General features: G+C 71.6%; 10 protein-coding genes and 1 pseudogene. 4 read left to right on the forward strand and 7 right to left on the reverse strand.

Annotated elements, in window-relative coordinates; translation table 11 throughout:
• Positions 1-285: 285 nt before the first annotated feature.
• The 5 genes and pseudogenes from LCD31_RS17420 to LCD31_RS17440 all read right to left on the reverse strand — a co-directional run bounded on the left by LCD31_RS17420 (position 286) and on the right by LCD31_RS17440 (position 2286).
• Entirely contained in the window at positions 286-516 is a 231-nt protein-coding gene (locus LCD31_RS17420; protein ID WP_224959454.1) for a DUF397 domain-containing protein, read from the reverse strand.
• 106 nt (positions 517-622) lie between these two features.
• Positions 623-832 carry a DUF397 domain-containing protein gene (locus LCD31_RS17425; protein WP_224959456.1) on the reverse strand — a complete coding sequence of 70 codons (210 nt, stop codon included), beginning with the start codon at positions 830-832 and terminating at the stop codon, positions 623-625.
• Between the two features lie 104 nt (positions 833-936).
• Positions 937-1425, reverse strand: a pseudogene (locus LCD31_RS17430) (DUF5753 domain-containing protein).
• Entirely contained in the window at positions 1350-1712 is a 363-nt protein-coding gene (locus LCD31_RS17435; protein WP_224959457.1) for a helix-turn-helix transcriptional regulator, read from the reverse strand. The pseudogene LCD31_RS17430 and the gene LCD31_RS17435 overlap by 76 nt, the downstream one beginning before the upstream one ends.
• A 220-nt stretch (positions 1713-1932) precedes the next feature.
• Positions 1933-2286, reverse strand: coding sequence for a hypothetical protein (locus LCD31_RS17440; RefSeq protein WP_224959458.1), 354 nt, complete (start codon positions 2284-2286; stop codon positions 1933-1935).
• 455 nt (positions 2287-2741) lie between these two features.
• Here LCD31_RS17440 and LCD31_RS17445 point away from each other — a divergent pair, with 455 nt between their 5' ends.
• Positions 2742-6854 (forward strand): tetratricopeptide repeat protein, encoded by a 4113-nt coding sequence (locus LCD31_RS17445; protein ID WP_224959459.1) that lies wholly within the window; start codon positions 2742-2744, stop codon positions 6852-6854.
• A 39-nt stretch (positions 6855-6893) separates the two neighbouring features.
• Here the strand turns inward: LCD31_RS17445 and LCD31_RS17450 are convergent, their stop codons facing one another.
• Positions 6894-7526, reverse strand: a complete 633-nt coding sequence (locus LCD31_RS17450; RefSeq protein WP_224959460.1) for an MSMEG_1061 family FMN-dependent PPOX-type flavoprotein — start codon at positions 7524-7526, stop codon at positions 6894-6896.
• A gap of 112 nt (positions 7527-7638) precedes the next feature.
• Between LCD31_RS17450 and LCD31_RS17455 the strand changes: the two genes are divergently transcribed.
• A complete protein-coding gene (locus tag LCD31_RS17455; RefSeq protein WP_224959461.1) occupies positions 7639-8268 on the forward strand; it encodes a TetR/AcrR family transcriptional regulator in 630 nt (209 codons plus the stop codon).
• Between the two features lie 4 nt (positions 8269-8272).
• Here LCD31_RS17455 and LCD31_RS17460 read toward each other — a convergent pair whose 3' ends face one another.
• Positions 8273-9382, reverse strand: a complete 1110-nt coding sequence (locus LCD31_RS17460; RefSeq protein WP_224959462.1) for a type I-E CRISPR-associated protein Cas7/Cse4/CasC — start codon at positions 9380-9382, stop codon at positions 8273-8275.
• A gap of 1247 nt (positions 9383-10629) precedes the next feature.
• Between LCD31_RS17460 and fabD the strand changes: the two genes are divergently transcribed.
• A complete protein-coding gene (gene fabD, locus LCD31_RS17465) occupies positions 10630-12174 on the forward strand; it encodes an ACP S-malonyltransferase (RefSeq protein WP_224959463.1) in 1545 nt (514 codons plus the stop codon).
• Positions 12175-12218: 44 nt separating this feature from the next.
• Complete coding sequence (locus LCD31_RS17470; protein WP_224959465.1) at positions 12219-12473, forward strand: acyl carrier protein; 255 nt, start codon at positions 12219-12221, stop codon at positions 12471-12473.
• Position 12474 lies beyond the last annotated feature (1 nt).

A 12474-nucleotide genomic window follows, 5' to 3' on the forward strand; every position in this document is an offset into this window, starting at 1 on the left:
CACCAGACACCTCCACAACGACAACAAGACCAACCTACGACCACCGTGCCACCAAGATCAGTTTTGTTACAAGTAGTAAGGACTGCACTACGACCCGCCGAGCAGGACGTGGGGTCCATCCCCGCGTGCGCGGGGCTTACTGCATCGGCATCCAACGACCCGACGCCACGAACGGACCATCCCCGCGTGCGCGGGGCTTACCCTTCTTGAGCTGCGGGTTTAGGTGGTGGTGTGCGCGTTTTCGTTCGGTGGTGGGCGCATGTGCCGAGGCCGCGCGGGTTGTGATCAGTGGTCGTAGGTGCCTGTTTTGAGGTTGGTGAGGAAGGTGGTCCAGGCCGGGGTGGTGAAGGGGAGTACCGGGCTCTGGTCGCCGAGTTTGCTGTCGCGGACGGCGGTGCGGCCGGGGAGTGCGGCGATTTCGACGCACTGGCCGTTCGGGGCGCTGCGGGAACTCTTGCGCCACACCGCTTCCGCTTGGCCGGAGTCGTCCGAGGTCTGCCTGTTCAACCGGATCACGTGAACTCCTCTGAGCGCAGGACTCTTGGTTTCCTGGCGGTGGCCCCGGCCTAGCCGAGCCGCGAGAGGGCGATGCCCATCCGGGGCCCCGGATGGGTTTGAGCCGTCAGCGGTCGAAGGTGCCGAGCTTGACCGAGGTGAGGAAGGTCGACCAAGTGGCTTCGCCGAAGGGCAGGACCGGGCTGGTGTCGCCCAGCTTGCTGTCCCGGACGCCGGTCAACCCTGGGACCGAGGCGATCTCGACGCACGCCGCGCCGCCGCCGTTGCTCCTCGTGCTCTTGCGCCAAGTCGCCTGGCTGAAGTCCGGGGCGTCCATGCTCCGCTCCCTATCGTGCTCGCAGCTCCCCGGCGATCGACTGGATGAACTCCTGCGATGCTTCCGGGGACAGCGCAATGTCCTGTAGAGCGCCGAAGTTCAGGCTATACGGACTCCACTGCGGCTGGTTCTGCCACGTGGACGCATCCGGTCAGGTGTTCGGAGAAGGCGATGTTCGGGTCTTCCGGTTCAGCGAAGCTCAAGATGATGAAAGGCGATCCCATCGCCGGTGTTGCTCCGGCGGCGAAGGGCAACACCTGAATCTCAACATTCGGCAGCGTCGACATCTCCACGAGATGTCCGTGTTTTTCCTGCATGACCTCGGCGCCGCCCACCAACTGGCGCAACGCGGCTTCGTTGATCACCGCTGTCACGGACACGGGGTCGTCCCCGAGTAGCCCCTTCTGGCGCTCCGTGCGGAGATTTGCACGGTCGCGGGTCACCGAGTCGTCTGCGCGCGGCACCCAAGCTTAAGCGAGCGCGCTGGCGTAACCCTCGGTTTGGAGCAATCCGGGGATCAGGTCGACGGCGAATTCGTGGACGTGATCGGCTTCCGCATCGAGTCCGACGTATTCGCTGAAGTTGTTCGCCAGGCTGTCGCCGTAGCTCTGCCACCAGCCGCGCTGGCGTGTTGGAGCGATAGCGCGACGTACTGGTCCCGTTCCGCCTCGTTGACGCCGTAGATGGCGGCGAGCGCGAGGACTTCGGCGGGGCCGGGGATCTGGTCGGCGTTCTCGAAGCGGCTGACCTTCGCCTTGGACCACTGCAATGCGGCGGCGACGTCGTCCTGGACAACGACGTGGCCCGAAAAGCCCGTCACTGGGCCAGAACCCACCAACGATCCCGGGAACCCGGATGAAGGCACCACCACGATCCGCACCGAACCGGCCTTGCCCGGGCGATCTCGCGAAACCAGCCCGCACCGGCTACGTCCGCCACCTGACCGGCGACCTCCACCACGATCCGGCCCTGACGACGACCCTCTACGCCCGTGTCCTGGAAGGTCTCCGAAAACTCTGACGGCGATGCGCCGATCGACACCGGTGGATCATGCCGCACCGCTCCGGCGCGCGTCGCCGATCTTCGTCCGCGGGTCTCGGTCAGAGCCAGAACGGCCGGTCGCCGCGCTGCGCGCCCTTCGACAGGAACTGCATGTCGCCGTGGACCGTCCTGCGCGCTTCCAGCCAGGCCTCGTAGCGCAGGGCCAGCCCGTCGCCGCCTTCGCCGCGTCTGATCCGATCTCGGTGGACGTGCAGCTCCCGCTTCGGCATCTCGGCGACGCGGCGGATGTAGTCGGCGACCGCCACGCCCTCGCTCCTGGCCGCATCGGTCAGGACGCGCAGTGCTTCCGGAGGTATCTCGGAGATCCGGTCCAGGTGGATCCGGTAGCGGATCGGCGATCCGTCCTGGAGTTCGTCCTCGACCCAGCCGTCGTCGTGCGTGCGCCGCGACATCGTTCCCCCCGCCGTGCGACCGCCGCGATCGGGCCGGTCCCGACGTCCAGCGGTGCCGCTCGAATGATGGTCGGCGGCAGGTGCGGCACGACAGGGCCGACCGGGTGCGCTGCCGACGGCGCCGGGCGAGCCGGTGGGAGACCGTCCGCACCCGGCGTGATCTCGGCCCGCGCAAGGCCGCGCGCGTGCGGGGCGGGGCCGCCGGCAGGGTGACGTGCCCGGGTCAGGACAGCTTCCGGTATCACCGTCCCGGCGCCTTCAGCGCGCGCGGACCAGCCGCCGACCCGCGGAGCTCACCGTGGCATGCGTCTCCTCGTGCGGGTTCGCCCCCGCGCCGGGGCGCGGATTGGCAAGATCGACCGGATTCCGAACGACCGGTGGGTGTGGTGTTGAGCGAGATGATGGACGCGCGCGCGAATTCTTTCGTATTGGGCCAATGGGAGCGAGTGGGCGCGGTGCCACCGGAGGCTGTCGGGTACGTGCCGATGGTCGCGGTGGACGAGCCGGGACTCCTGGCCACGGGGACGACGCTGTTCCACGGCAACGGATTCGGGAAGACCGCCACCGTCGTCGACCAGGTGGAGCGAGCCTGGAATACCGGCAAGGTGGACCTGCTGGTGTGGGTGGAGGCCGGATCGCGTGAATCGATCCTGTCCACCTACGCGACGGCGGCGGCGAAACTGGGGCTGCGCTCCGGTCGTGGCCCGGAGCGGGACGCCGTGCGCTTCCTGGAGCACCTGACGGCATCCGCTTCCCACTGGGTGGTGGTGTTGCACGACATCGCGAGCCCGGAGGTCCTCGAAGGACTGGTCCCGCCTGCGGGTGGTCGAGTGCTCGCCACGTCGCGGATCGGACCGGACGAGATCGCCGAGGTGCTGCCCGACGTCACGACGATCGAGCTGCCCGGGCCGATCGATCCGGAGCGGCACCTGACGGCGAGGGGAACCGGCGGTACGAGCGACGACATGTCGGCCGTCTCCCGGACGTGGGGCGACGACCCGCTCGCGCTCGCGATGATCGCCGCCTACCTCCGGCAGAACCCGATCGGCCACCAGGAGTACTTCGAGCGGTTCCAGGCCGAAGGCGGCTCGCCGAGCGCCTTCCCCACGCGCAGCGCGCTCGCGCTCGCGAGCCGCACGGATCCGCTCGCGAGCCGGCTGGCGGATCTCCTGTCCGCCATCGACGACCACGGGGTCCCGGTCGAACTCATCACCAGCGAGCCCGTGCTGCGCCACCTGCGCCAGGACTCCGATGTGGACCCGAGCCCGAACGACGTGTCGGCGGCACTCCGCGTCCTGTGCGACCTGGAGCTGCTCACCGAGAAGCAAGACATCATCCGGTGCTACCGGGGCACGCGCCGCGTCCGGTGGGAGGACCTGCCGGAGGCGGAGCGAGGCCCGGTCGTCACCACGATCGCCGACGGCCTCGTCGAGATCGTCGCCGACGCGGACGCCGCCGGGCATCGGATGTTCCGGGCCAACATCGAGTTCCTGCTCGGTCTCGGAGACCACCTGATCCGGCCCGAGGTGCACGACGCTGTCGGGGAAGTGGTGCAGAGCCTCGGAGACCACGGGCTCGGCGCCGCCCAGGCGGACTTCCTCCGCCGGATGGCGACGCGGTGCACCGACCTGCGCGGCCCCGACGACCTCTCGACCAAGTTGCTGCGCACCATGGCGGACGCGGAACGAGATCGTGATCCGGAAGCCACTCGTGCCGCCCTGGAACCGGCGCTGACCGCAGCGAACATCGAACCCGGACCGGACCACGACCAGACCGTCGAATGCCGGGAGGCGCTGCTCGACGTCCTCGACGGACTCGGTGCCGCCGCCGCGGCGGTGGAGGTCGCCGCGCACGCCCGCGACTCCCGGTCACGTCGGCTCGGGCCCGGGCATCCGGACACCGTCGCGGCATCCCTGGACGTGGCGAAGCGTCGGCACGAGCTGGGCGATGCCGCGGCGGCGCACGGCGAATGGGACGCGCTGCTGAGCGAACGAGCACCGGAATCCGATGAACCGGGCGCGACCGAAATCCAGGTGCACCGCCACCGGATCGGCGTGCTCACCCACGGGGACCCGGACCGGGCGCGGGCGGAGCTCAGCGAGCTGATCACCCGGGCGGAAGCGGCACTCGGCACGCAACATCCGGTCGCTGCGGACTGCCGCGAAGACCTCGCGGGCGTGCCGGGAGGAGATCCGGCGGCGAATCTGGAGCTGCTGGCGCGGGTGGTCGTCGACCGCACCCGCGCGCTCGGCCACTCGGCCCCCGACACGCTGCGAGCTCGGCTGCACGCCGCCCGGCTCCGGTCGGGGTTCGACACCACCGGCGCGCTGATGGAGCTCGAGGGCCTGCTGCCGGTGCTGCGCCGCGCGCTGCGCGCCCCCCACGCCGATTCGGTGTTCGCGGCCCAGGAGATCGCGGGGCTGCGGTGCACGTCGGGTGATTGCGCAGGCTCGCTCGCCGCGCAGCACGAGTTGGTCCGGGAGCTGGAGCGCGAATGCGGCGCGGAACACCACCAGACGTTCGCGGCCCGCGACCACGCGGCGTACCTCCGGGGCTGGTGCGGCGATCCGGTGGGAGGGCAGCAGGAACTCGACCAGCTGGCGTCCGACCTCACCCGCACCGTCGGCCCCGCGGACGTGCAGACCGTGCACGTCGAGCGGAAGGCGGCCGTGCGGCTCGGGGAGAACGGCGACCCGCACGCCGCGGCGGACCGGTTGACCGCGCTGGCCGAGCGGCTCGCCACCGAGGCCGACTGGGCGGGGGTGGCCTCGTTCGAACTCCGCGCCGAGCTGGCCTGGTGGCAGTCCGCCGCGGGCCGGTCCGAGGACGCGGTGCGGACCAGCGCCGCACTGCTCGCCGACGTCCGCGCCGCGTACGACGAACAGGATCCGCGGCGGACGCCGTACCACCTGAGCCTCGCGCAGTTCCGCGGCTGGGGCGGAGATCCGGCGGCGGCCGCGGCGGAGTACCGGCGTGTGCGGGACGCACAGCTCGCCTTCCAGGCGGTGGACCACCCGGACGTGCTGCGCACCCGCTACGCACTGGTGGATTGGACCGGCTGGGCCGGGGATGCCGCGGGCGCGGTGGCACTCGCCGAGGAGCTCGCAGTGGACTGCGCGCGCGCACTCGACGCCGACGATCCGACGAAGCTGGGCGTGGACGGGGCGCTGGCGACGTGGCGCCGCGCGAACGGAGATGCGCTCGGCGCAGCGGAGCAGTACGCGGCGCTCGCGGCCGACCACGCGCGGGTTCACGGCCCGATCGCGTCCAGCACGATCTGGGCCGCGGACTCGGCCGCGCAGTCGTGGGCCGCCGCGGGCGACTTCGCCGCGGCCCGGCGCACGTACGACGAACTGGTGATCAGGCTCAGCAGCATCGTGGGCCCGGACCACCCGGAGACGTTGGACGTCCGGCACCTGCGGGCGATCTGCGGCGCGGCATCGGACCCCGCGGCGGCGGTGGCGGACCTCGAGTTGCTCGAACGGAACGCGACACGGGTGCTCGGCGCGGCCCACCCGGACACGCTGCGCGTGCGCCGGGACCTGGCGGAGATGTGGGCCGTGGCCGACGATCCGCGCCGCGCGATGATCGAATTCGACCGGCTCGCGGTGGACCGGGTGGATGCGTTCGGTCCGGACCATCCGGACCTCGACGAGCCCGCACCGGGAACCCGCGGGACCCCTGGCAGCGCTGCCGCCGCGGCCGCCACGCTCGACGGGGTCGTCGCTGCCCTGGAGGTCGATCGCGGCCCGGGCAACGCCGTGGTCGCCCGAGGCGTCGCGGCCGAATGGCACGGACTGGCCGGGGATCCCGCCGGAGCGGAGTCGGCCCTCCTGGAAGCGACCGCAGTGGCGGAGGACTTGCTCGGCGCCCGTCACCGGGACGTGATCCGGTTGCTCGACCGGCTCGCGTGCTGGCACGCCCGCAACGGGAACCACGCCGCGGCAGCCGAGGTGCACCGCCGACTCCTCGGCTTGAAGGACATGACCAGTGACCCTGATCGGAACGAGATCGCGCACCACTGCCTGTCCATCGCGATCAACCTCGATGCTGCCGGTGACCGAGCCGAGGCGGTGCAGGCGTTCGAAGACTGGGCGGAGCGGAGCACCGCGTTGTTCGGGGCGACGCACCTGCGGCCGCTCGACGCCTGGTCCGTCGTCGTGGAGCACCGCGGCAACAGCGGCGACGTGGCAGGCGCTGCGTCGCTGGCCGCCGCGCGGGGAATCCTGGTCGAGAGGTACCCGCGCCCGCGCCCGAGCCCGCGCACCGCGCAGGAGCTCGCCGCGCACGAGCGGCTCGCCTACTGGTGCGCTCGAGGTGGGGAGGCGGCGGCCGCGGCACAGCTGTACCGCGAGACCGCGCTCGGCTGGGCCGCGACCGCCGGACCCGACGATCCCGACGCGCTGCGCACCAGGGAACTGGCCGCTCTCTCGCTCGGGGACAGCGGGGATGCGGCGGGCGCCGCCGCACTGCTCGACTGGGTGCTGGCCGACCACGAGCGCGTCTACGGCGCGCGCCATCCCGTCACCGAAGCCGTGCGCGAACGCCGGATGCTCCGAGCCGACTAGCGGAGCGGCCCACCCGCCCCGGGTGGGCCGTTCCCCACGTCAGTAGAGCTGCCGGTAGCCCTGCTGGAGTTCGTGTTCCAGGTGGGCGGGGTCGATGCCGAGGCCGGACTGGGCGGCGGCGATCTCGCCGGGGGAGGGGATCTCGGCGGCGAGGGACTGGATCTCCGGGTCCCAGAGCCGGGAGCGCAGCAGGGCGCGGCCGCAGTGGAAGAACACCTGCTCCACCTCCACGACGATCGCGAACATCGCCTCCTTGCCCTCCACGCGCATCCGGGCGAGCACGTCCGGATCGTCGGTGGGGTAGCCGCTCCCGTTGATGCGCAGCACCTCCACCACGCCGGGCACGAGGAACAGCAGGCCGATGCCGTCGTTCTCGGCGAGGTTGCGGAACGAGTCCGCGATCTTGTTGCCCGGCCGGTCCGGGATGGCGAGCGTGCGCTCGTCGAGGACCTTCACGAACCCGGGGTAGTCGCCGCGCGGGGAGCAGTCGGCGCGGCCCCGCGCGTCCGAGGTCGACATCGACAGGTACGGGGAGTGCGCGATGAACCGGTGCGCGTGCGCGTCGACCCGGTCGCCGCCCTTGAGGGCCTTGACCACGTCGTCGGGTTCGCCGAGCCGGGCGCGCAGCTCCGCCATCGGTACTCGTCGTGGCCGGGTGCCAGCGAGCGTCATCCGGGGCTCCTTCCGCAGCGCTGGTGGCGATGTCTTCGCAGGTCGTGCCATGATTATGAGCAATTGTTCGGTTCGTGCGCCACTCGCTTTCGCGCCTGCCCAGGGAGGTTCCGTGAGCTCCGGAGAACGACGTCTGCGACCTCGGAAGACGCCGCGCCAGGTGCGCGCGGAGCTCACCAGGGAACGCATCCTCACCGCGGCTGCTCACGTTTTCACCGAGCACGGCTACGCGGCGGGCACCACGAATCGGATCGCCGAGCGCGCCCGGATCTCGATCGGCTCGCTCTACCAGTACTTCCCGAACAAGGACGCGATCCTGGTTGAGCTGCTGACCAAGCACCTCGACGAGGGCATCGCGGCGACCCGAGCCCACCTTGCCGCGCAGCGGCCGGCCTCCGTCGAGGAAGAGGTGCGCGGGTTCGTGCGGGCCGCCATCGCGAACCACCTGGACGACCCGAAGCTGCTGCGCGTCATGTTCGAGCAGGCGCCGCGGTCGCGAGAGCTGTTGGAGAAGATCGAGCGGCTGGAGCAGGAGCACGTCACCCGCGCCCGCGAACTCATCGCGCGGTACTCCGAGGTGCGGGTCGGCGATCCGCGGACCGCGGCACGGCTCGTCGTGTCCACTGTGGAACTCGTGGTGCACCAGCTGATCTCGTCGGCCGACCCGATCGACATCCCCGCCTTCGAGGACGAGCTGACCACGATGCTCACCCGCTACCTCACCGGCGGCCCGCTGCGGTGAGCCGTCAGCCCAGGGCCGCGGTGATGGCTCGGGTGGCGAGGTCGTCGAGGGTGGCGGGCTGCCGGGTGCGTTCCAGCGGCAGCTCCCCGGTGACCGAGGCGCCGAGGACCTCGCGGATCTCGCCGGTGTCGTAGAAGGCGCGGACCTGGCCGAAGTACTCCACGAGCCGCCGCGCCGAGCCGGCCAGCGGAGCGGCGCCGGCGATGGGGTCGAGGAACGCGTTGACCAGGTTCCAGGAGCCGTGCTCGCGCACCACCGCGAACACCACCTCCGGCAGGGTGCGGGCGGCGGTCTCGTTCGGGCGCGCATCGGGGACGGCGCGCACCAGCGCCCGCAGCCAGCCGTGCGCGGCCCGTTCGGCCTGGGCGCGGTCCCCGCCGAGGTTCGCGGTGAGCTTCGCCAGGTCCAGGCGGGCGTAGCGGTAGTAGCAGGCCGCCGCGAGCTCCGCGGACTCCGCGGTGGTCCCGGCGGCGTGGGTGGACAGGGCGTCGGCGACTTCGCAGGCGGGTTCGGCGGTGAACTCGTCCTCGTCGGAGATCGTGCCGCCGAACAGAGCCACGTCGATCGCCTGCCGGGGGGCGAGCACGCGCTCGGCGGCCTCCCGCTGCTGCGCGGCAGTCTTCACGTTCGCCAGCGCCAGTTCGTCCTGCCGCGCCTGCTCGGGATCCGCCGCGTTGGCGATGATCTTCTTGCGGCGGGTGGCGCGGTCGGCGTAGTCCTCGCGGTTCTCCAGGCAGAACCGGGCGAGGCGCTCACCCGCCCGGTCCGCGGTGAACGCCACCGACGGGGTCAGCTCGCCGCTCGCGAGGCCGAGGCCCAGTTCGTAGAACGCCTCCCGCACCAGGTCCCCGGTGTCCGCGCCGGGATCGTCGGCGCAGCTCGCCGCGTCGATCCAGCGTCCCGCGTCGGCGATCAGCCGCCGGGTGGAGACGCCGGCGGAGGCGAGGGCCAGGTCCTGCTCGGCCAGCAGGGCGCGCGCCGACCGGCGCAGGTACCGGGAGGGGAGCTGCTCGCGCGCGACGTTGCCGAAGGTCGCGCGCCGCGGCCCTTCCCCCTCGTCCCGGCCGAGCTCGGTGGCCGGGACGGACTGGAGCAGGTGCAGTTCGACGATCATGTGGTGTTCCTCCGGGGAGTGAGCTCGCGGGAGCGCGGCAGGCCGCTGCGCGGGTCGGACGGGCGCACCGGGCGTGCGCGGGCAGGTCGTGGCGCCAACCCGCACCGGCGGTGCACCGGCTCCGGCGGCGGGCGTCGTTCCCGCGCGGCGGCACCCGGAAGCGTCCGGCCGCTCGGCGCGGCGGCTCGTCCGGCGGACCGGAACTCACGGGCTGTCCTCCGGGCAGGAAGGGGTACGACGGGGAGTCAGGGGACCATCGGCGAGCGGAGTGCCGCGGGACGCGTCGCTCCTGCGGCCGGTGGGGCCATCGGTTTTCCGCTCGGCGAAGCGGAGAATCCAGGTGCACTCCTCGCTGAGTGCGTTCCGGAATGCGACCTCGATCGACGGTAGCAAGCCCGGACCGCGCTGCCAACGCGCCCCTCTCGGCGCCGTGAACTGCGGAGACCGCGGGGATCGGTGCCGGGAACATCGGATGACCGAGCGTCGCCGGAAGCGCTTCCAGCGACGATGGCCGTTGCTCACGATTACCGGAACGGAATGGTCTCGCTGCGGGATCTTCCTGTGATCTTCATTTCCCGTTCGCCGCGGCCGTTCGGCCGAGTCCGCGACGGCTCCATTCGGCGCGACGGTCTCGTCCGCCGGTTTCGGCCGGTCCTGGGATGGAAAGGAATTGGAGAGCGGAAAAGGTCGGTGTCGCCGCCGGTAGGGCGATTCGACCGCAATTGTGCCCGCCCGCTGATCGAGCCCGGTCGCTCCTGGGATCGGCGCACCCGGAACGTGCGATCCTCACCTCGTCCCGGTCCGGGAATGCCGCGGGCCCGAATGGGCGGAGATCTCCGGGTCGCGCGTCGCGGGCGGTGGGCCGGAACCGCGGTGCGCATCCGGATTCCGCCGCCCCGCGCGGAAACGGGCGCAGGTGAGCGGGGTCGCCCCCTGCCGCGGGCCCGTCCGCCGGAGGCTCGGGAGCCGGCAGGCGCTCTCCGCCGGTCCCGGTGCTCCGAGAAGGCGCGAAGCTCGGGCGGCCGGTGGTCTCCGGGCGATTCGGCGGAGTTGCTGGTGATTTCCCTAGAAGTGCGCCTGGTGATTTCCTTAGACGTGCCGGAATGGTGGTTCTGAAGATTGCGAGTGGTTCCGCGCCGTCTCTAGCGTGGTCTCCAGATTGATCCCGATCGGGGTGATCGCTCATTCAGGAGGCGCGTGATGCGAACAGCCGAGCCGGTGCACCGGACCCGCGTGGTGGAGGCGGCGTGAGCGCGGTGCTGTTCCCCGGCCAGGGCTCGCAGCGCACCGGGATGGGCGCCGAGCTGTTCGAGCGCCACCCCGAGCTCACCGCCCGCGCCTGCGACGTGCTCGGCTACGACCTGCCCGAGCTGTGCGCGCGGAACCCGGACGGTCGCCTGGACGACACCCGCTGCACCCAGCCCGCGCTGTACGTGGTGAACGCGTTGTCCTACGTGGACTCGCTGGAACGCGGTGCGCCGGCAGGGGATTACCTGCTGGGGCACAGCCTCGGCGAGTACAACGCGCTGCACGCGGCCGGTGCCTTCGACTTCGAGACCGGGCTGAAGCTGGTGCTCAAGCGCGGTGAGCTGATGTCCCGCGCCGATGGTGGTGCGATGCTCGCCGTGCTGGGCACCTCGCGCGCCGAACTGCGCGCGCTGCTCGTGGAGCACGGGCTCACCGACCTGGACCTCGCGAACATCAACACCGATGCGCAGCTGGTGCTCTCCGGGGCGCGGGAGCGGATCGAGCGCGCGCAGCAGGTCCTCGGCGAGCAGGACGTGCGGGTCGCGCGGCTGAAGGTCTCCGCCGCCTTCCACTCCCGGCACATGGCACCCGCCCGCGACGAGTTCGCCGCGTTCCTCAAGGGATTCCGGTTCGCGCCGCTGCGCGCCACCGTCATCGCCAACCTCACCGCCCGCCCCTACGCCGAGCGGGACCTCGCCGCCACCATCAGCGAGCAGATCGCCGGGTCGGTGCGCTGGCTCGACAGCGTCCGCTACCTGCTGCGGCACACCACGCTGGACGACTGCCGGGAAGTCGGCGACACCCAGGTGCTCACCCGCATGGTCCGCCAGATCGAGGCCACCCCGGAAGCCGCGGAACCGCGGCCCCGGCTGTTCTGCGTCGCCTACGCCGGTGGCGACGAACGCGCCTACGCCGGGCTCGCCGAGCGCACCGACCTGGACGTGGCGGTGCTGGAACGGCCCGGGCACGGCGCCCGGATCTCCGAACCGCTGCTGGCCGACCCCGGCGCCATCGTCGAAGACCTGCTGGCGCAGTTGCGCGACCGGCTGGACCGGCCGTACGCGCTGTACGGGCACAGCCTCGGCGCGCGGCTCGCCTTCCTGCTGTGCCACCGGATCCGGGACGAAGGCCTGCCCGAGCCCGCGCACCTGCTCGTCTCCGGCGAGAGCGGGCCGTCCATCCCCAGCCGGGAGCGCGACACCTGGCGGCTGCCCACCGCCGAGTTCTGGGCACACCTGGACCGCCTCGGCGGACTGCCCGCCGAACTGCGCGAGCACGCGGACCTGATGGCGTTCTACGAGCGCATCCTGCGCGCCGACTTCACCGCGCTCGGCGCCTACCGGCACCCGCGGGTGCCACCGCTGGACGTGCCCATCACCGCGCTCAGCGGCGAGGACGAGTGGTTCACCGGGGACGACCTCGGCGCCTGGCAGCGGGAGAGCACCCGGCCGCTGCGCACCCACCGGTTCCCCGGCGGCCACTTCTTCATCCGGGAGCAGTGGCCCGCGCTGGCCCGGATCGCCGGTTCCGCGTTCGCCGCGTAGCGGCCGGTTCCGGGACGACCACGACGACGATGCGGAGGACCGCGATGAAGGACGAGTTGAAGGACTACCTCGAAGAGCAGTTCCTGTTCGAGTTCGACGCCGAGACCACCGAGGACACCGACCTGTTCAAGGCCGGGATCCTCGACTCCTTCGGCTACATCTCGCTGATGGCGCACATCGAGGAGCGCTACGGCGTGCAGTTCGAGGAGGACGAGCTGCTCGGCAACGTCATGGTGTCGCTCAACGGCATCGCCGCCTTCGTCGACGGTGCCCGCGAGCGGGCGCTCGAAAGCCGGTGAC

It is taken from the genome of Saccharopolyspora sp. 6M (assembly GCF_020176775.1).
GTDB lineage: Bacteria > Actinomycetota > Actinomycetes > Mycobacteriales > Pseudonocardiaceae > Saccharopolyspora_C > Saccharopolyspora_C gregorii.